The following is a 20,182-nucleotide window of genomic DNA, read 5'->3' as shown; positions in this document are numbered from 1 at the left end:
GCCGCCGCCCGCAATGACGAGCAAGGCGATGACAGCGGCGATCAGCCCGCCATAGCTGCGCCTGCGCTCGGCAGGATGCTGACGCTGAAAAGTGTCCGGCGCCGGCTCCTCGTCGTTGGGGAAGACATCGTCTCTAAAGCTATCGCTGTTCTCGTACGCCGCTGGAAGATCCGCGTCCGAAGGCTCCGCATCGGTGCCCTCTGGAGGCGGTTTTTGCCAATTCAGCGAGGCTTTGGCGGTCGGTGCCGGCTGCCATTCCGGCTCGGTCTTGGCCGGCTGCCATGCCGGCTCGGCCTTTGCCGGCTGTCGGACATGGCTGGGTTGGTTCTTGTTGCGGTCGATGGAGGAGAAGATGTCCTCCAACTCCGACAGCGGATCGGATACCGGCGCAGGCTTGGCGTAGCCCCGCTCGACGATGGCGATGGCATCTTCCAGGGTGCGCTTATGCTGGGCAACGACCGACGGCGCCAGCGGCGGTATGTTCTTCGCAAGCTTTTCCGCGATTGTCGAACGGGCCTTGTCATAGACCCTGGCGCGTATCTCCGGCGTCGGATTGCCAAGGCCGTCGAGTGTCTTTTTCAGAGCACCAACAAAATCTGCCATGCTTCAGTCGACCTGCATTTCGTTTCTGGGCCGGCCCCCGCAAATCGGCCGCGATGCCCGGAACAGCTTGGAATCTAGTCTTGAAACGGATCGGTCACAAGTATTGTGTCGTCCCGTTCAGGGCTGGTGGAAAGGAGTGCGACCGGCGCGCCGATCAGTTCCTCGATGTGACGGACATATTTGACTGCCTGGGCCGGCAGATCGTTCCAGCTTCTGGCACCGGCGCTGGTGCCTTTCCAGCCCTCCAGCGTCTCGTAGACCGGTTCGACGCGCGCCTGCGCACCCTGGCTGGCCGGCAGATAGTCGATCGCCTCGCCATCGAGGCGGTAGCCAGTGCAGACCTTGATCTCGTTCAGCCCGTCGAGCACGTCGAGCTTGGTCAGGGCGATGCCCTTGATGCCGTTTACGGCAACGGCTTGGCGAACCAGCACGGCATCGAACCAGCCGCAGCGGCGCTTGCGGCCGGTGACGACGCCGAACTCGTGGCCGCGCGTGCCCAGGAACTCGCCGATCTCGTTCTTCTGTTCGGTCGGGAACGGACCTTCGCCGACACGCGTCGTATAGGCCTTGGTGATGCCGAGCACATAACCGATGGCACCCGGGCCGACGCCGGATCCAGCGGCCGCTTGACCGGCCACCGTGTTGGACGAGGTGACGAACGGATAGGTGCCGTGGTCGATGTCGAGCAGCGTTCCCTGCGCGCCCTCGAACAGGATGCGTTCGCCAGCGCGGCGCTTGTCGTCGAGGATCTTCCAGACGCGATCCATATAGGGCAGGATCTCGTCGGCGACCGAAATCAGCTCACTCATGATCGCGTCATGCGTGACTTCGGCGTGGCCGAGCCCGCGGCGCAGCGCATTGTGATGCGTCAGCAGCCTGTCGACCTTCAAGGGCAGCGTTTCCAAATCCGCCAAATCCATCACCCTGACCGCGCGCCGGCCCACCTTATCCTCATAAGCGGGGCCGATGCCGCGACGGGTCGTGCCGATTTTCGTTCCGGAATTGGAGGCGGCGTCTTCGCGGAATCCGTCCAGCTCCCGGTGCAAGGACAGGATAAGCGCGGTGTTTTCGGCTATTTTCAGGCGCTCCGGCGTCACCTCGACGCCTTGCGCCTGCAATTTCGCCACTTCCGCGACGAAGGCATGCGGATCGAAGACGACGCCATTGCCGATGATGGACAGCTTGCCTTGTCGCACCACGCCGGACGGCAGCAGCGACAGCTTGTAGACCTTGCCGTCGACGACCAGCGTATGGCCGGCATTGTGGCCGCCCTGGAAGCGCACGACGACGTCAGCGCGTTCCGACAGCCAGTCAACGATCTTGCCTTTGCCCTCGTCGCCCCATTGCGAGCCGACGACCACCACATTGGCCATGTTTCTTTTCCCTTGAGGCGCCGCTCGGAGCGGCTTGAATGGTTCGAAACGACAGGCTTCTATCGCATCGGCCAGAAAATCGGAATCGATTTTCGGATAGCACGACGCGAACGTTCAAAGCCTCGAGACGCGTACTTTGTGCGTCCAAGTGGACGTACGTCGTTCTATAACGTCAACACCCGGCGAGCGCGACCATTCTTTGCCGCCGAAAGCGCCCTCAGGCACAACAATTTTCGCGTTTGACATCATTTACTTGGGCGAACCACCACAATAGGTCGGCAATGACCCTGCCCACCCCGGTTGGAATTTCGCGATGCATCGAACCGCCTATCTGTTCCTGCTGTTCACCACCTTGCTGTGGGGCGGCAACTCCGTGGCCGGCAAGCTGGCAGTCGACCATATTTCGCCGATGACGCTGGTCTTCCTGCGCTGGGTCCTGGCCGTTCTGATCATGCTGCCGATCGGCTGGCGAACGCTGCGCGAGGACTGGCCGGTGGTGTGCAGGCATTGGTTGCTGCTTGGCGGGCTCGGCGCTTGCGGCTTCACCTTTTTCAACGCGATCTTCTACACGGCGCTCAACTACACGACGGCGATCAACGTCTCGATCGAGCAGGCGGCAATCCCGGTCGTCATCATCCTCGCCAATTTCGTGCTGTTTCGCCTGCGTGTGAACCGGGTGCAGATCGCCGGTGTCGTGCTGACGATCATCGGCATCGCCCTGACCGCCAGCCACGGCGATCTGCGCCAGCTTCTCAAGCTGGATCTCAACTTCGGCGACGCCATCATGCTGATCGCGGTGCTTTGCTACAGCTTCTACTCGGTCGGGTTGCGGCTGAAGCCGGCCATACGCTGGCAAAGCCTGATGCTGGCGCTGTCGATTGCCGCACTGGTGACCTCGCTGCCTTTCTTCCTCTGGGAGGTGGCTGCCGGCAAGGTCATCATCCCCGATGCGCGCGGCTGGGCGATAGCGTTCTACACTGCGATCGGCGCTTCGGTCGTCTCGCAGATTTTTTATATCAGGGGCATCGAACTGATCGGCGCCAACCGGGCCGGCCTGTTCATCAACCTGGTGCCGATCTTCGGCACGCTGCTGTCGGTGCTGATCGTCGGTGAGACATTCCAGCTCTATCAGGGCGTGGCTCTCGTGCTGGTGCTCGGCGGCATCAGCCTGGCCGAATACAGCGGACGTAAAATGGCGATTTGACAGCCGGAACCTGTGACGGGCCGTGAAAGAACTCTGTCGATATTTCGACGCCATTGTCGAAACGCCCCGTGGGCTTACAAAGCCCGCGGGGCGCTCGCGCATGATTCAGGCGACGCCGACGTCGAAATGCAGCCGCTTGGCGGAGTCGATCGACTTGTGCGCCCGCACCTGTTCCAGCACCTTCTCCGGGAACGGCGCATCGAGATAGAGCAGCGCTATGGCATCGCCGCCAGGCCGGTTGCGGCCGAGCTGGAAGTTGGCGATGTTGACGCCGTTCTCGCCGCAGACCGTGCCGAGCAGGCCGATGATGCCGGGCGCGTCGGCATTCGTCGTGTACAGCATGTGCTGGCCGACCTCGGCGTCGAGGTTGATGCCCTTGATCTGGATGAAACGCGGCTTGCCGTCCGAGAAGCAGGTGCCGGCGATCGCACGCGTCTTGTGCTCCGTCTTGACCGTCAGCTTGATATAGCCGTCGAACACGCCCGATTTGTCGCGCTTGACCTCGGCGACGATGATGCCGCGCTCCTTGACCATGATCGGCGCCGAAACCATGTTGACGTCGGAGACCTGCGGCCGGATCAGCCCGGCAAGTGTGGCGCTGATCAGCGCGCGCGTGTTCATCGTCGCGGTCGAGCCGTCGAAGAGGATCTCGACCTCCTTGATCGGATCCTCGGTGACTTGGCCGACAAAGGCGCCGAGCACTTCGGCCAGCTTGACGAAAGGTTTTAGGCGCGGCGCTTCCTCGGCGGTGATCGACGGCATGTTGATGGCGTTGGAAACGGCGCCCTTGATCAGGTAGTCGGCCATCTGCTCGGCGACCTGCAGAGCGACATTCTCCTGCGCCTCCATCGTCGATGCGCCGAGATGCGGCGTCGCCACCACATTCTCCATGCCGAACAGCTCGCTTTTCTCCGCCGGCTCGACCTCGAACACGTCGATGCCGGCGCCTGCCACCTTGCCGCTTTTCAACGCCGCGATCAGGTCGGCCTCGACGATCAGCCCGCCACGGGCGCAGTTGATGATGCGCACGCCGGTCTTCATTTTGGCGATCGCCGAAGCGTCGATGATGTTGCGCGTCTTGTCGGTCAAGGGCGTGTGCAGCGTGATGAAATCGGCGCGGGCGAACAGCTCGTCGAGTTCCACCTTCTCGACGCCGAGCTCCTCGGCGCGGCTGTCCGACAGGAACGGATCGAAGGCGATGACGTGCATCTTCAGGCCAACGCCGCGCGTAGCGACGATCGAGCCGATATTGCCGCAGCCGATGATGCCCAGCGTCTTGCCGGTGATCTCGGTGCCCATGAAGCGGTTCTTTTCCCACTTGCCGGCATGGGTCGAGGCATTGGCTTCCGGTATCTGGCGGGCCAGCGCGAAGATCATGGCGACGGCATGCTCGGCGGTGGTGATCGAATTGCCGAAGGGCGTGTTCATCACGATGATGCCCTTGCGGCTCGCCGCCGGGATGTCGACATTGTCGACGCCGATGCCGGCGCGGCCGACCACCTTGAGCCTTGTGGCGGCGTCGATCAGCTTTTCGGTGACTTTGGTCGCCGAACGGATGGCGAGGCCGTCATACTGGCCGATCACTTCGAGCAGCTTTTCCTTGTCCTTGCCGAGATCGGGCAGGTAGTCGACCTCGATGCCGCGATCCCTGAAGATCTGCACGGCGGTGGTGGAGAGTTTGTCTGAGACGAGAACGCGGGGCATGGGCTTCATCCTTTGCGATTGGCGCCCCTCCCCTGACGGGAGGGTCGGCGCGAAGTGCCGGGGTGGGATGGTTGCGGCCGGGCGTGGCCGAAATCTTTTTCTTTCTGGAAGGCGGACCGTTGAGTTGGGTGGAGGCGACCCCACCCGGCCCTTCGGGCCACCCTCCCCTCGAAGGGGAGGGATCAGGCGGCCGCTTTGAGCGATGCCTTTTGCACGGCAAAGGCCCAGTCGAGCCACGGCAGCAGCGCTTCGAGGTCGGAAGTCTCGACGGTTGCGCCGCACCAGATGCGCAGGCCCGGCGGCGCATCGCGATAGGCGCCGATATCGTAGGCGACGCCTTCCTTGTCGAGCGCCGAGACGATGCCCTTGGCGAACGCCGCTTGTCCGTCGGCATCAAGCGCGGCGACGTCCGGGTCGGTGAAGGAAAGACAGACGGACGTGTTCGACCGCGTCGCCGGGTCGGTGGCCAGATGGCCAAGCCATGCGGATTTACCGACGAAACCGTCGATAATTGCGGCGTTGGCGTCGGCGCGGGCAATCAATGCGTCGAGACCGCCGATCGACTTCGCCCAACGCAGCGCGTCGAGATAATCCTCGACGCACAGCATCGACGGCGTGTTGATGGTTTCGCCCTTGAAAATGCCTTCGATGAGCTTGCCGCCCGAGGTGAGGCGAAAGATTTTCGGCAGCGGCCAGCCAGGCTTGTAGCTTTCCAGCCGCTCGACGGCGCGCGGGCTGAGGATCAGCATGCCATGCGCACCTTCGCCGCCCAGCACCTTCTGCCAGGAGAAGGTGACGACGTCGAGCTTGCCAAAATCGAGCTCTTGCGCAAAGGCCGCCGACGTGGCGTCGCAGATGGTCAGGCCCTTGCGGGCGGCCGGGATGAAATCGCCGTTCGGCACGCGCACGCCTGAGGTCGTGCCGTTCCAGGTGAAGACCACGTCGCGGTCGAAGTCGATTTTTGTCACATCCGGCAGTGCGCCGTAGCCGGCTTCAATCCTGCGCACATCGGCGAGCTTCAGCTGCTTGACCACGTCGGTGACCCAGCCGGAACCGAAACTCTCCCAGGCGACCATGTCGACGCCGCGTTCGCCGAGCAGCGACCACAGCGCCATCTCGACCGCGCCGGTGTCCGACGCCGGCACGATGCCGATGCGATAATCCGCCGGCACCTGGAGAATTTCCTGCGTCAGCTCGATCGCCTGTTCGAGCTTGGTCTTGCCGACCTTGGCGCGGTGCGAGCGTCCGAACGCGGCATTGGCCAGCGCCTCGACTGACCAGCCGGGGCGTTTTGCACAGGGACCTGAGGAAAAATTGGGATTTGCCGGGCGCAGTCCGGGCTTCGTATGGATCGTCATCGTGGTCTATCCTTCCAGATAGTGGCCCCTCGTTGGGGAGGGGTGGCCCACAGACGGCGATATGCGTTCAGGCTTCCGGCGTCAAGAGGAAAGTTTTTGTCGCTGACGGGATACTGGTCGCATCCCAGACCAAAAACAGAACGGCGGACCGAAGTCCGCCGCTGGCATCCCCGAGGCTTTCGCCGTGCCTACCAGAGATCGTAGCGCAGCCCGACCTTGACCTGATGATTGCTGATCCCTTTGTCGATCGGATAGGAATCCAAATCCTGTGCGGTGGTATATTCGGCGTCGGGTGCGGAAAAATATTGATAGCCCAGATCGACTGAAAGGTTCTTGGACACTTGGTAGGCAAGGCCGGCGTTCAGCGTATAGGCGAAAGAGTAATGGGTCTCGTTGTCATCGCGGACGAAATCGTCGGCGGGGTTGGCGTTGTCTGTGAAATAGTCCGCCGAGAGGCGCCGCCTGGTCTGGACAATACCGATACCGGCGCCGAGATAGGGTGTGATCCCGACATAGGTGCCAAGATCGACATAGCCGTTGAGCATGCCCGAGAACGCGTAGGTCTCCAGGTCCGCCGATGCCACGGTCGTTCCGTTGTCATAGCTGACGCTGATCTCGTTGCCGGGCAGATAGCCGAGATTGAGATCGGCGCGCAGATAATCGTTAAAATGGTAGCCGAAGCCGATGCTGGCGAAGATGTGATCCTCTTCTTCGTCGAAGTTCGCTGGCGCGAAGGCGAAGTCCTCATTGTCGAAGCTCTTCTGCACCAGATAGGAGACATCGCCGCGCAGATACCATCCCGAACCGACTTCGACCGGCACATAGTCCGGCGCCTGGTCGACATAGATCGGCGGATCGTAGTCGGCGCCAAGCGCCTGCGACAACGGCGTCAGGGCGATTGCTGCAAGCGCCAGTGCTATGCCCGATTTGACTGTCATGATCCCCGGCTCCCGAACTTGGCGCCTTTCGCGTCCGCGAGCGCCGTTTCAGGGCATTGTTAACCATAGTGGTTAAGTGGCGGTTAAGGATAACAGCGCGTTAGCGAATTGATTTTGATGCGCGTTCCGCCACAACGAAAAAAACCGCCCGGCTTTTGCCGGGCGGCCCGCAAACCTGCTCTCGAAGCGATCACTTGGTGTAGACCGGTTCGGGTTCGTAGGCGATCGGCGTTGGCTGGGCGCAGTCCGAGTTGCCGAACTGATAGCGCAGGCCGCCGCGCACTTCGTGCACATTGATACCCTCGTCATGGCCAGGACCGACATTGCTGGCGAAGTTGAACATCTTACCGCCTTCGATACGGCTGTAACGGTAGCCGACATCGAGCTTGACCCGATCGGTCAGGCAGTAGGATGCGCCCGCCATGGCGGCATAGGCAAAACGCCAACCCTTGCCGCCATTGTGGGAGAATTCGCCGTCTTCAATGGTGTTGTGAAGCTTATCCCACTTGACCCAGGCGCCGCCAATGCCGGCGCCGACATAGGGCGTGATGCCGTGCCAGGTGCCGATATCGACATAGGCGTTGGCGAGCAGCAGCAGCGCGGTATAGGACGAGGTGTCGGTCGAAGTACAGGGATCTCCATCGAGGCAGATGCCGGTGGTCGAGCCGCGGAATTCGGATTTGCTCATCCAGTCCGCGGTCAGGTCGGTGCGGAAATACTGGTTGATCTGGTAACCGACGCCGGCACCGGCCGAGAAGGCACCGTCCAGCTCGCCGCTGTCAAAGCGGCCGGTGCCTGGATCCGGCCCGTAGGTGATGTAGTCGGCGCCGCGAAACTCCGACCAGTGGTAGTCGATGTCGCCGCGAATGTACCAGCCGCCATATTCGACCGGCTGCTCGTAGACGGGCGGCGGCGGGGCCGGCTCGACCACGGGCGGCTCGACGAAGTCGGCGGCGAACACTGGTCCGGCCACGCCCGCGAGCAGCCCGGCAAAGACGGCCATTCTTGCTGTATTGAACATACTTGTCACCCCTGAGAACCCTCGGCACAGCGAACGCGTCCGAATCTGATTGGCTTCAGTCGTGGATAATGAATTGGAAAAGTTAAAACGCGTTTAACCCTATCGCTTAACCATGAATCTCTAAATCTTTCGGGATTTTCGCGTTTTGCGCCAATGATTTGGCGTGCGGACACACGAAAAAAGCCCGCCGGAAGGCGGGCTTTTCAACCTGGCAAAAGCTGAGGGATCAGGCGGCGCTGCGGGTTTCCGAAATGACCCCAACAATGTCGTTGACGACGGCCTCGACCAGTTGCTGATCGTCGCCTTCCGCCATGACACGGATGAGCGGTTCCGTGCCGGACGGCCGGATGACCAGACGGCCGGCCTGGCCCAGGCGGTGGCGTCCATCTTCGATCGCCGCCTTGACCAGGGCTTCCTCGAGCGGCTTGCCGCCGGAAATATGAACGTTCTTCAGCAATTGCGGCACCGGCGCGAACTTCTTCGACAGTTCGCTGACCGGTCGGTTCTGCCGCTTGATGCAGGCGAGCACCTGGAGCGCCGAGACGAGGCCGTCGCCGGTGGTGGAAAAATCGGACAGCACGATGTGGCCCGACTGTTCGCCGCCAACATTCAGGCCGTGCGCACGCATGTGCTCGACGACATAGCGGTCGCCGACCTTGGTGCGGTGCAACTGCAGGTTCATGTCGCCGAGGAAGCGTTCGAGGCCGAGATTGGACATCACCGTCGAGACGACGCCACCGCCGGCCAGCCGGCCGCTCTGATGCCAGGACTCGGCAATCAGCGCCATGATCTGGTCGCCATCCACGATCGCGCCATTCTCGTCGACGATGACGACGCGGTCGGCGTCGCCGTCGAGCGCGATGCCGATATCGGCGCGCACTTCGTGCACCTTCTTCTGCAGGCCGGCCGGATGGGTCGAGCCGCACTCCTTGTTGATGTTGAAGCCGTTGGGCTCGACATTGATGGCGACAACTTCGGCGCCGAGTTCCCACAGCGCCTCGGGCGCCACCTTGTAGGCAGCGCCATTGGCGCAATCGACGACGATGCGGAGGCCCGACAGCGACATCGACCGTGGCAGCGTGCGCTTGGCGAATTCGATGTAGCGGTCATGAACGCCGTCGACGCGCTTGGCGCGGCCGAGTCCGTCCGAGTCGGCGAGCGCCAGTTCGATATCCTTGTCGAGCATCCCCTCGATGCGCTCCTCGATCTCGTCGGAAAGCTTGTAGCCATCGGGACCGAACAGCTTGATGCCGTTGTCGTAGTAGGGATTGTGCGAGGCCGAGATCATCACGCCGATGTCGGCGCGCAATGAGCGCACCAGCATGGCGACCGCGGGCGTCGGAATCGGGCCGAGCAGGAACACGTCCATGCCGGCGGCGCACAGGCCCGATACCATCGCGTTCTCGATCATGTAGCCGGAAAGTCTGGTGTCCTTGCCGAGCACGACGCGGTGACGATGGTTGCCGCGCTGGAACGAAAGGCCGGCGGCCATGCCGACCCTCATGGCGATCTCCGCCGTCATTGGAAATCTATTGGCGCGCCCGCGAATGCCGTCCGTTCCGAAATAACTTCCTGCCATGCTAGTCAGCTTCCCGATGGTTCATTGCCGGCACGTCATGCCACACATTGGCCCGAGCCCTATCATCACAATTCATGATTATAGGGCACCATTCCTTAGAAAACTGTTGTCTTGTGTGTTTTGTGTCACGTCAGTGCTTTGATTTTGCCTGCCCTGGTTGCGCCAGCGGCGTTCAGGAACTTCTGACCGCATCTGGATTGTTTCATGTGCCCGTCGATAGGCATTGAATTCGGAATCCGCGCGTCGTGTTGCTCTGGACCGGGCATTCAGGTCCGCCGCACTGGCCGACCCGATCGGCCCGCCATGTGAGGCAGTTCCTGATACTGGTCCGGCCTATACAAGTTTTCCGTGCAGATGCGCGCGGGTAAATCGCCCCGGCGAACGGAGGCCGGCATCCATTTCATAAAAATAATGCACTTTCCGACAGCTTTCACGCCATTTGGCCTCTGGCGCAACCATTCGTTGAGTGCTATTGCTTGCTTGGTACATAACGTGAACATCCAGAGGGAGAAGACACATGCTCATCCATCGACTTGCCACTTTGACGGGTCTTGCCGTCGTGACTTTATTCCTGGCGGTGCCCGCCAATGCGCTGACCGTGGCTGAATGCAGCACCAAGTATAACGCGGCAAAGGACGCGGGAACACTTGGCGGGCAGAACTGGAACCAGTTCCGCAAGGCAGAATGCGGCACCGTTGCCGCCGCAACCGACGCCACGCCAGCCAAGGCGGACAGCACCAGCGCTGCAACTACCAATGCGGCCGCCGCAGTGACCACCAAGGCAGCGGCAACTGCCAATGCAGGCAACGGCCTCAGCAGGGCGGAGTGCGGCGCCAAATATCGGGCGGCCAAGACTGCCAACACGCTGAACGGCATGAAGTGGAACGACTTCCGCATGAGCCAGTGCGGTGCCGGTGCTTCCGCAAACACCGTGCCGGCAGCCGATCAGGCAAGCCTCACCAGCCAGCCGGAAAAGCCGACCGTCACCGCTCCCCAGGGAGTGACCTTTCCGAAGGCGATCTCCACCAAGTATAGCAGCGAAACCCCGTCCAAGGCCCGCATGCACACTTGCCGCGACCAGTACCACGCCAACAAGGATGCCGGGACGCTGGGTGGCCTCAAGTGGATCCAGAACGGTGGCGGCTTCTACAGCCTGTGCAATGCCGCGCTGAAGAGCTGATCGGGCATTCACATTCGAAGATAGCAAGGCCCGCGAACCGCAAAGGTTCGCGGGCTTTTGCTGCTGGCCGTGGCGGACAGTCCTGCGGAGGATCGCGGCATCATTCCAGCTTGGGTTCCTCGCCCCTTCGCGGTGGGCGAGGAACCCAAGTCTTGAGAGGTTGGCAGGACAGCGCGCCCGGATGCGATGGGGTTGCCGGGCTTCACGCCGCGATCGGCTGTCGGCACCTCCTGAACAAAAACGCCGCGACCCAAGCCGCGGCGTTTCGAATGAACTTCCTGAGCCGGACCCTAGCTTGACGGCTGAGGCTCCATGCCGCCTTCGGGCTCCGGGCCCTTCTTGCGGCGGCTGCCGGACTTCGGCACGGCCGAGCCGCGGCTCGGCGGCGTGTCGTCGCCGAGATCGCGGGCCGGCTTGTGGCCGGCGATCAGCTGCTTGATCTCGTCGCCGGACAGCGTCTCATATTCCAAAAGCCCCTGCGCCAGCGCGATCCATTCCTTCTTTTTCTTGGTCAGGATGGATTTGGCCGTCGAATAGGCCTCGTCGATCAGCCGGCGCACTTCGGCGTCGATGATCTGCGCCGTCTCTTCCGAGACGTTCTGCGTGCGCGCCACCGAATGGCCGAGGAACACTTCCTCCTGGTTGTCGCCATAGGCGACGTGGCCAAGCTTGTCGGAAAAACCCCAGCGCGTGACCATGGCGCGCGCCAGCTTGGTTGCCTGTTCGATGTCCGAGGAGGCGCCCGAAGTGATGTTCTCCTTGCCGAACTTGAACTCCTCAGCGACGCGGCCACCCATCATGATGGCAAGGCGCGAGATCATGTATTTGTAGCTCATCGAATAGCGGTCGCCTTCCGGCAACTGCATGACCATGCCAAGCGCCCGGCCGCGCGGGATGATGGTCGCCTTGTGCAGCGGATCGGCCGACGGCACGTTCAGCGCCAGGATGGCGTGGCCGGCCTCGTGATAGGCGGTGAGTTCCTTCTCGGCCTGGGTCATCGCCGACGAGCGGCGCTCGGCGCCCATCATGATCTTGTCCTTGGCGTCCTCGAACTCGGCCATGGTGACAAGGCGCTTGTTGCGCCGCGCCGCCATCAGGGCGGATTCGTTGACGAGGTTCATCAGGTCGGCGCCGGAAAAGCCCGGCGTGCCGCGCGCGATCACCTTGAGGTCGACATTGGGGGCCAGCGGCACGTTGCGCACATGCACCTTCAGGATCTTCTCGCGGCCGACGATGTCGGGGTTCGGCACCACCACCTGGCGGTCGAAACGGCCGGGCCTGAGCAGCGCCGGATCGAGCACGTCCGGCCGGTTGGTGGCAGCGATCAGGATGATGCTTTCGTTGGATTCGAAGCCGTCCATTTCGACCAGCAACTGGTTCAGCGTCTGCTCGCGCTCGTCGTTGCCGCCGCCGAGGCCGGCGCCGCGATGGCGGCCGACCGCGTCGATTTCGTCGATGAAGATGATGCAGGGCGCATTCTTCTTGGCCTGGTCGAACATGTCGCGGACGCGGCTAGCGCCAACGCCGACGAACATCTCGACAAAGTCCGAGCCGGAAATGGTGAAGAACGGCACGTTGGCCTCACCGGCGACCGAACGGGCAAGCAGCGTCTTGCCGGTCCCGGGAGGGCCGACGAGCAGCACGCCGCGCGGAATCTTGCCGCCAAGCCGCTGGAACTTCTGCGGATCACGCAGGAATTCGACAATCTCTTCCAAATCCTGCTTGGCTTCGTCGACGCCGGCGACATCCTGGAAGGTGACGCGGCCGTGCGCTTCAGTCAAAAGCTTGGCCTTGGACTTGCCGAAGCCCATGGCGCGGCCGGAGCCGGACTGCATCTGGCGCATGAAGAATATCCAGACGCCAAGGATGAGGATCATCGGCAGCCAGGAGATGAGATAGCTGAACAGCGAATTGGAACCGTCGGATTCGGGGCGCGCGTTGATGGTGACGTTCTTGTCCTGGAGTCTCGAAACCAGCGACGGATCACCCGGCGAATAGGTCTGGAAGCCGGTAGAGGTGTCGGTATAGGTGCCCGAGATGCGGGCGCCCGCGATGGTCACCGTCTTGACCCGGCCGGCCGCGACGTCCTGCAGGAACTGCGAATAGGGGACGTCACTCGCTGCTCCGCGCGTCTGCGGCGTCTGGAACAGATTGAAGAGAGCGATGAGCAGGACCGCTATGATCGCCCAGAGCGCGAGATTGCGATAATTCGGATTCATCAATTGTCCCGTTGGTGTCCGCCAGCGGACACGCGTCGTGAGAGGAAACTTGGGTCTAACATAGGGATGGCGCCCTTCATTGCCAAGCAGAACAGCATGTCGCGGTTAAGCTTTCGCCCATGATCAACCGGCAGTGTGGCCGCCGAAAGGCGGGGCAGGAAGTCGCGGCGCGCCGATCAGCGCGGCGACAGTTCCGGCCGGCGGCAGGTCGAAGGACGGCAGGAAGCGGGCAAAGGGCGCGACGACCGGGCATACCGCCATTCCCGGCGACATCGGGCTGTCGCCTGGATGTTCGCTTGCGAGCCACAGCACCGGCTCGGCCGCCAGAGCCGCGCGGACAAGGCTCGGCGGCGTACCGTTTTCAGCAATTGCCTGTCTCGCGGCACGCGCCGCGCCGAGCGGCGCGATCAAAAATGCACCCGGCTCGTCGCCCAATGTGATCCTCCAGCGACCGTCCCAGAGGGCATTGTCCAAAGCAGGAGCAGCGGGCGGCAGGTTGCGGGTTTCGCGACGCAGGAAGATGCCGGCACGCCGTGCATCGACCACCGTCCGCGACAATGTGGCGCAAAACGAGGTAGCGAAAAATGAGGTTGTGCCTGGTGGTCCGGGCCTCAGCCGGTTGAGCAGCGCCTCGCTGCGAGCCTGGTCGGGCAGAAACGCAACGCCGCCGACAGTTGCCAGCAGGACGCGCAGCGTGTAGACGGCCGCCGCCTCGTCGCCGGCGGTCGCAAAGCCCGGATCGAGACGGACAAGGCCGGCGGCGGGCCTGCTGGCAAAGCCACGGATCAGCGCGGCGGCGCGATGACCAAGCTGCTCGCGCTCCACCGCAGCCCGCGCGGCCAGCGCCAACGCGTCTTCCCGCGCACCATTGCGGTCGGCAAGCGCTGCGCGGATACGTGGCCTCTCGAAAGCCTCGTCTTCATTGGTCGGGTCTACGGACCAGCCGACATTCGCGCGCCGCAGGACTTCGCGCAGCGCAGCACGCCGTGTGCCGAGAAGCGGCCGTGCGATCCAGATCCGCCAGTCATAGAGCGTGGCCGGTGCCATGCCGGCTAGACCTCGCCCTGGCTCTCGCTCCCCCTCCTGGCGAGCTTGCCGCATCAGCACCGTCTCGGCCTGGTCGTCGGCCGTGTGGCCGGTCAGGATAAGGCCGATACCTTCCGTCTGCGCCGCCTCGGCCAGCAGCCGGTAGCGTGCCTCTCGAGCGGCAGCCGGCAGGCCGGTCGAAGGCTTGCGTCCGGACCAGACCAGGATGCGGTGAGCAATGCCGCGCCCGGCGCAAAGCCTGGCCACGGCCTGCGCTTCCGCTGCCGAGCCCGGCCGCAGAGCGTGATCGATCGTCACAGCCAGCAATTTCGTTGCCGGCGCGGTACGGTTGAGGTGATCTTTGAGGAGAAGGAGGAGGGCGGTCGAGTCGCTGCCGCCGGACACGGCCGCAACAGCGCCGCTGGTAAAGTCGAACTGCGAAAAAACCGAACGGTCAGGCTCGGTTTCGGGCGTCAATGCATGTCGCCCAAAAATGGCCCCGGATCTGGGGCAACAAGTCTTGGGGCAACGACATGCAAGAGAAAAACTAACACGCCGCGAGCGCCCTCTCCTGCTTGACGCGCTCCTTGAGCGCGCCGGAAACGTTCGGATAGCGCTTTCCGATCTCGCCGAAAGTGGCGCAGGCCACGTCGCGCTGGTTCAATCCGACCAGCGACACACCGAGCTTCAGCAGCATGTCGGGAGCCTTCTTGGCCTTCGGATAGTCCTTGCTGGCGGCGAGGAAAGTCTCGGCCGCGTCGCGATACTTCTGCTGGCCGAGCAGCGACTCACCCAGCCAGTAATGCGCGTCCGCCGTCTTGGCGTCCTTGGGGAAGCGGGCGATGTGGTCGCGAAAACCCTGTTCGGCAGTGCCGTAGTCGCCCGACAGGATGAACTGATAGGAATTGCGGTAAAGCTCCTCCGGGTCGTCGGTGGCGGGCAGCGCCGCGACCACCGTATCGTCGGACTTGCCGGCCTGCGTGCCAGCGGCCTGGTCGCCGGGGACAGGGGCGGTGTTCTGCGCCGGTGCATGTGCCTGCGTCTTGCCGTCTGCGTCTATCACATTGCCGTTCTTGTCGACGGTGATGGTGCCGAACGTCTTCGGCGGCGTGCCCGGGATCACCGCGCCTGGTTCGCCTGTCGGTGATTCGACGATGACCTCCTGGCCGCCGGCGGGCGGTGTGCCCGCATCAGCCGGCGCATGCGTCGCCGGAGCCTCAGCGACGCTGCTGTCGGTGTTGGTGGTGGCGTCCGACTTCTTCTGCTCTCGTGGCTGCTGCGCGCCTTGTGAGCCGCCTTCCAGCTGCTGGAAACGGAACTCGTTGTCTTCCTGCTGCTTGCGGATCTGCTCCTGCATCTGCAGCACCTGGAAGTTGAGCTCCTCGATCTTGCCGTTCATTTGCCGGAGTTGTTCCTCCAGCGCGGTAGTGCCGGTGCCATCCTGCGCAAATTGCACCTGATCCGGTTTCTTTTTTTCACCGAAAATGCCGAGCGTCGGCAGGCGGAAGGAAAAACCGCTTTTTTCTGTGCCTTGCTCATTGCCTACTGCCGGGGCAGCGACGCTTGATACGAGCAGCAACGCAAGCGTGCCGCTCAAGACCGATCTGAAATGCATGTGCCTCTCGCCGTGGATTGTTTGCCTGTTGCATGCCTTCCGGTCGGAGTGGACCGTCAGGCGCCTCGGTTATTACCAAGGACGCAGGACTTCGGCCAAATTTTGTTTCAAGCCCCACATCCGGGCGCCGGACATGAAAAAGGCGGCCGCAGCCGCCTTTCACACGTAGGTGTTGCATTTCTGCCGATCGGAAAATTGCCGATCAGGAACCGGCGCCGCTGATCGTGGTGACGGCGCGGCGGTTCTGCGACCAGCAGGAGATGTCGTCGCAAACCGCGACCGGACGCTCCTTGCCGTAGGAAATGGTCTTCAGGCGCTGGGCGGAAACGCCCCTGGCGACGAGGAAGTCGCGGGTGGCGGCGGCGCGGCGGGCGCCGAGCGCCAGATTGTATTCGCGCGTGCCGCGCTCGTCGGCATGGCCTTCGATGACGATGGCATACTGCCGATACTGGTTCAGCCATTGCGCCTGCCGCGAAAGCGTCGTCTGCGCGTCGGCGCGGATCGAGGACGAATCCGTGTCGAAGAAGATGCGGTCGCCGATGTTGACGGTAAAATCCTGGGCCGATCCGGGCGTTGCCGCCCCGGCGCCGCTGAGACCGAGATCGGCGGCGCTGTTCAGGTTCTTCTTCGAGGCGCAGCCGGCGATGGCGAGCAATGCCACCAGCGCGATCATCGCCGGGTTTCTGGTAAGTGCTGCGATACGGCCCATGCCGCCTCTCCTTCGCAATTCGAGTGATTTCGTTGATCGTCCAGTAACCACGTTTGGGTTAACCGGCGTTCAAGAAACACGGTTAAAATTTGGTTTCGGCTACCGTCCACAGCCGTTTTGCCCAAGGGGAATCCGAGGAGGCAACAATGCGCGCGGACCGTAGGCAGAAATGCGGCTGAAACGCGACCAAGCCGTGGAAAAGAGCGAATTGAAGAATTGAAGAACTGAGGAATTGAGAAAAGAGGTCACCTCAGCTTCTCTCTGAGATTGACCAGCATTCCGTAGATGCGGGTATAGGATTGCAACCACTCGTCGCGTTGCGCCTGGGTGATATACTCCAGATCGAACGCATACGAAATCCACGTCTCCACTTCACTGCATGACCCTATCGCCATCGAAATGAACCGTGCGAATTCGGGCTTGGAGTGGGTTTGTTTGGCAAAACCCTCAGCCAAATTGGCGCAGATCGCCTTGCTGGAACGACGTAGTTGATCGGCGAGCGCGTATTGCTCCATTTTCGGAAAAGCAAGCGTGGCTCTGTGTACCCCAAGGCAAACTGCATAGGCACGCTTATAGACTTCCAAATCCCTCGCGTGCTCGATTTAGGCCGCTGCCTTCTCCATCCTTCAGTTCTTCAACTCGTCAGTTCCTCAATTCCTCAATTCCCCTTCCAGCCTATTCCAGCAGCGGCGACCAGGCCGGGTCCGAAGCGAAATTCGAGGTCGGGATCGACTGTTCGTTGCGGCCGGTGAGATCGACCGAAACGAGTTTCGGGCCGCCGGCAGAATCGCGGAAGAACATCAGCACCCGGCCGTTCGGCGCCCAGGTCGGCCCCTCCTGCTGGAAGCCGGTCGAGAGGATGCGCTCGCCCGAACCGTCGACGCGCATGACGCCGATCTGGAACTCGCCGGCGGTCTGCTTGGTGAAGGCGATGAGATCGCCGCGCGGCGACCACACCGGCGTCGAATAGACGCCGTCGCCGAAGGAGATGCGGGTCTGGCCCGAACCGTCGGCGCCCATCACATAGATTTGCGCACGGCCGCCGCGGTCGGAGGTGAACACCACCTTGCTGCCATCCGGCGAATAGGACGGCGAGGTGTCGATGGCCGTCGAATTGGTCAGCCTGGTCGTCGAGCGGCTTCTCAAATCCATGGCGAAGATATTGGAATTGCCGTCTTCGCGCAGCAGGCTCATGATCACCTTCTGGCCGTCGGGCGAGAAGCGCGGCGCAAAGGTCATGCCGGGAAAGTCGCCGACCAGTTCGCGCTGTCCGGTCTCGATCTGCAGCAGATAGACCTTCGGCTGGCCGCTTTCATAGGACATGTAGGTGATTTCCTGCCGGCTCGGCGAGAAACGCGGAGTCAGCACGATCGACCTGCCATCCGACAAATAGCGGATATTGGCGCCGTCCTGGTCCATGATGGCGAGGCGCTTCTTGCGAGCGTTCTTTGCGCCCGATTCGTCGATGAAGACGACGCGCGTGTCGAAATAGCCTTTCTCGCCGGTCAGCCGCTCATAGATGGCGTCGGCGATGATATGGGCGACGCGCCTCGTGTTGGCGTTGTTGGCGAAGAATTGCTCGCCCGACAATTGCTGGCCGGCAAACGTATCCCACAACCTGTATTGGGCACGGACGCGACCATCGGCCTCCTTGCTGACGCTGCCGGTGACCAGCGCCTGGGCGTTGATCACCTTCCAGTCCTCGAAGCGGGGCGCGGCATCCGGATTGGCGATCTTTTCGATGAAGGCGCTCTTGTCGATCGGCGCGAACAGGCCGGAGCGTTTCAGATCTGAGCTGACGATCTTCGAGATCTCCGCGCCCAACGCGTCGCCACCCTGGAAATCTGTTATGGCGATCGGCAGCGGCTCGATGTTGCCTTTGGTCAGATCAAGTTCGACCAGTGCGCTTGCCGGTACTGTAGCGAGCCCAGTCAAACCGGTAGCAATGGCACCGATCATCATGAGCGTCGTCAGGAATTTCTTCATACGTTCAGCCTCGTCTGGTACTGTCGGCGGGTTCAGTACATTTCGCTTGGGTCAAAATTGACCTTGACCTCGTTCCATCCCAGTTCGCCGTCGAACTTGGCGGTGGGAAGATTGTAGGGCGCACAGCGCAGTACCGCGCGCCGCGCTGCTTCGGTGGCGACACGCTCGATCATGGAACTGCCGCCACCGGTCACGACTTCCGGAGCCCCGTCGACCTCCCCGGATTGGGTCAGCTTCATTTTGATGGATACTTTCAGACTCTCGCCGTCGAGCATGCCAGTAGGCACGTTCCAGCAACGCCTTATCTGTTCACGCAGCCCATCCAACTCGCTTTGAGAGAGCTTTGTGCCCTGATTCTTGTCGCCGCCGAGCGACGCCTGCTGGGTCGAACGCTTGGCGCCGCCGCCGGATGGCTTGCGCTTGTCGAGCAGCGCCGAAATCTCGTCGGCGTTGAACTGCTTGTCTTCCGATTTCGGCTTGGACGAGGCTTCCTTGACCGGCTTGTCGGCGTCCTTGCGCTCGGGCGCCTTGGCGCTTTCGGCCTGGGCCGGCTGCGGCTTCGGCCGCGCCTGCGGGGCGGGCGCCGAGTCCGGAAGCTGCGTCTCCTCGGGTGGCGGTTCCTTGGCAATCGCTTCGGCGACGGCGTCCGGCTTGACCTCAGGCTTCGGGTCGATGGCGGCGGTCTTGTCCTGCGGCGGCGTCGGCGCCGGCTCCTTGGCCGGTGTCGGTTTTGGCTCCGCCTGCTTGACCGGCTCGGGCTTGACCTCTTCTTTCGGCTGCGGCGCCGGTGCGACCTCCGTCGCCGGAACAGGCTTCGGCTGCTCCTTCGGCTTCGGCACGTCCTCGGGCTTCGGCTTCTCTTTTGGCGTCGGCGCCGGCGGCGGCGCCTCAGCCTTATCGACCGGCTGGGGCTTGGGATCCGGCGTCGGCGGCTTGTCGGTATCGACGCTGTTGTCGCCGACCGTCTGCGCGTCGGCCACGATGTCCGGACGCTGGGTCGGCAGTGGCGCCGGCTTTTCGCTCACCGCAGCTTTCTTGTCGCCTTTCTGTATTTGCGCTATCGCCTCCATCGGCACGATTTCGACCGCCAGAGACTCGGCATCGGACGCCGGCAACGCCGCCGGCGCCGACAGCGTGAACAGGCCGAAGCCGATCGCGACCGCATGCAAGATCACCGATGTGGTGAGGCCGGTTCTCATCTAGCGTCTACTGATCCTGTTTCGGCAGTGAAAGCAGCGCGATGTTCTTGTAGCCAGCGTCCTGGATGAGACCCATCACTTCCATTGCGGCGCCATAGTTGGTGGTCTTGTCGCCGCGGATGAAGAGGCGCTCTTCGTAGCCGGTCTTGGAAATCGCCTGCAGCTTGGCGACCAGCTCTTCCTGCGGAATTTCGGTCTCCTGCAGGAAAATCTTGCCCGTGCCGTCGATCGTAATCGTGATCGGCTGGGTATCGGCGTTCATTGCCTTGGCCTTCGTCTCCGGCAGGTCGACCGGCACGCCGACCGTCAGCAAGGGTGCGGCGACCATGAAAATGATCAGCAGCACCAGCATCACGTCGACCATCGGCGTGACGTTGATTTCCGATATCATGGCGTGATGGCGGCCGCGCCGCCTGTGGCCGCGACCACCGCGTCCTCCGCCACCCGCGCCTACAGACATTCCCATGA

Annotated in this window: 16 protein-coding genes and 1 pseudogene; 2 read left to right on the top strand and 15 right to left on the bottom strand. The window is 62.6% G+C overall.

Annotated features, from left to right (window positions below; translation table 11 throughout):
• A pseudogene (locus AC0L2C_RS32245) lies at positions 1-603 on the bottom strand (hypothetical protein); the annotation flags it as partial.
• Positions 604-677: 74 nt separating this feature from the next.
• Complete coding sequence (locus AC0L2C_RS32240; protein WP_473525347.1) at positions 678-1,976, bottom strand: adenylosuccinate synthase; 1,299 nt, start codon at positions 1,974-1,976, stop codon at positions 678-680.
• 313 nt (positions 1,977-2,289) lie between these two features.
• Here AC0L2C_RS32240 and AC0L2C_RS32235 point away from each other — a divergent pair, with 313 nt between their 5' ends.
• Entirely contained in the window at positions 2,290-3,180 is an 891-nt protein-coding gene (locus tag AC0L2C_RS32235) for a DMT family transporter (RefSeq protein WP_473525346.1), read from the top strand.
• 105 nt (positions 3,181-3,285) lie between these two features.
• Here AC0L2C_RS32235 and serA read toward each other — a convergent pair whose 3' ends face one another.
• From serA to glmM, 5 genes are all read right to left on the bottom strand, one after another.
• Positions 3,286-4,884 (bottom strand): phosphoglycerate dehydrogenase, encoded by a 1,599-nt coding sequence (gene serA / locus AC0L2C_RS32230; RefSeq protein ID WP_031255292.1) that lies wholly within the window; start codon positions 4,882-4,884, stop codon positions 3,286-3,288.
• Between the two features lie 182 nt (positions 4,885-5,066).
• On the bottom strand, positions 5,067-6,242 hold the full coding sequence (locus AC0L2C_RS32225) for a phosphoserine transaminase (RefSeq protein ID WP_473525345.1): 1,176 nt from the start codon (positions 6,240-6,242) through the stop codon (positions 5,067-5,069).
• Between the two features lie 188 nt (positions 6,243-6,430).
• Positions 6,431-7,180: an outer membrane protein gene (locus tag AC0L2C_RS32220; RefSeq protein ID WP_473525344.1), complete on the bottom strand. Its 750-nt coding sequence runs from the start codon at positions 7,178-7,180 to the stop codon at positions 6,431-6,433.
• A 190-nt stretch (positions 7,181-7,370) separates the two neighbouring features.
• Positions 7,371-8,201 (bottom strand): outer membrane protein, encoded by an 831-nt coding sequence (locus tag AC0L2C_RS32215; protein WP_473525343.1) that lies wholly within the window; start codon positions 8,199-8,201, stop codon positions 7,371-7,373.
• A 226-nt stretch (positions 8,202-8,427) separates the two neighbouring features.
• Positions 8,428-9,780, bottom strand: a complete 1,353-nt coding sequence (gene glmM / locus AC0L2C_RS32210) for a phosphoglucosamine mutase (protein ID WP_287325485.1) — start codon at positions 9,778-9,780, stop codon at positions 8,428-8,430.
• Between the two features lie 517 nt (positions 9,781-10,297).
• On the opposite strand from glmM, the gene AC0L2C_RS32205 reads away from it, so the two are divergent.
• Positions 10,298-10,960 carry a hypothetical protein gene (locus AC0L2C_RS32205; RefSeq protein ID WP_473525342.1) on the top strand — a complete coding sequence of 221 codons (663 nt, stop codon included), beginning with the start codon at positions 10,298-10,300 and terminating at the stop codon, positions 10,958-10,960.
• Positions 10,961-11,250: 290 nt separating this feature from the next.
• Here the strand turns inward: AC0L2C_RS32205 and ftsH are convergent, their stop codons facing one another.
• From ftsH to tolR, 8 genes are all read right to left on the bottom strand, one after another.
• Positions 11,251-13,179, bottom strand: a complete 1,929-nt coding sequence (gene ftsH, locus AC0L2C_RS32200; protein ID WP_023799979.1) for an ATP-dependent zinc metalloprotease FtsH — start codon at positions 13,177-13,179, stop codon at positions 11,251-11,253.
• A 123-nt stretch (positions 13,180-13,302) separates the two neighbouring features.
• Positions 13,303-14,682 (bottom strand): tRNA lysidine(34) synthetase TilS, encoded by a 1,380-nt coding sequence (gene tilS, locus AC0L2C_RS32195; RefSeq protein ID WP_473525341.1) that lies wholly within the window; start codon positions 14,680-14,682, stop codon positions 13,303-13,305.
• Positions 14,683-14,752: 70 nt separating this feature from the next.
• Positions 14,753-15,820 (bottom strand): tol-pal system protein YbgF, encoded by a 1,068-nt coding sequence (gene ybgF / locus AC0L2C_RS32190; RefSeq protein ID WP_473525340.1) that lies wholly within the window; start codon positions 15,818-15,820, stop codon positions 14,753-14,755.
• A gap of 202 nt (positions 15,821-16,022) precedes the next feature.
• Positions 16,023-16,529, bottom strand: a complete 507-nt coding sequence (pal, locus tag AC0L2C_RS32185) for a peptidoglycan-associated lipoprotein Pal (protein ID WP_027152911.1) — start codon at positions 16,527-16,529, stop codon at positions 16,023-16,025.
• Between the two features lie 245 nt (positions 16,530-16,774).
• Entirely contained in the window at positions 16,775-17,113 is a 339-nt protein-coding gene (locus AC0L2C_RS32180; protein ID WP_287230023.1) for a four helix bundle protein, read from the bottom strand.
• Positions 17,114-17,204: 91 nt separating this feature from the next.
• Entirely contained in the window at positions 17,205-18,515 is a 1,311-nt protein-coding gene (gene tolB / locus AC0L2C_RS32175; RefSeq protein WP_287175892.1) for a Tol-Pal system beta propeller repeat protein TolB, read from the bottom strand.
• A 32-nt stretch (positions 18,516-18,547) separates the two neighbouring features.
• Positions 18,548-19,714 (bottom strand): hypothetical protein, encoded by a 1,167-nt coding sequence (locus AC0L2C_RS32170; RefSeq protein WP_287175890.1) that lies wholly within the window; start codon positions 19,712-19,714, stop codon positions 18,548-18,550.
• A 7-nt stretch (positions 19,715-19,721) separates the two neighbouring features.
• Positions 19,722-20,180, bottom strand: coding sequence for a protein TolR (tolR, locus tag AC0L2C_RS32165; RefSeq protein ID WP_202365580.1), 459 nt, complete (start codon positions 20,178-20,180; stop codon positions 19,722-19,724).
• Positions 20,181-20,182 lie beyond the last annotated feature (2 nt).

This window comes from Mesorhizobium sp. WSM4845, from assembly GCF_055811455.1.
Note: the sequence above shows the minus strand (reverse complement) of the source record. Positions and strands in the feature narration are given on the sequence as shown.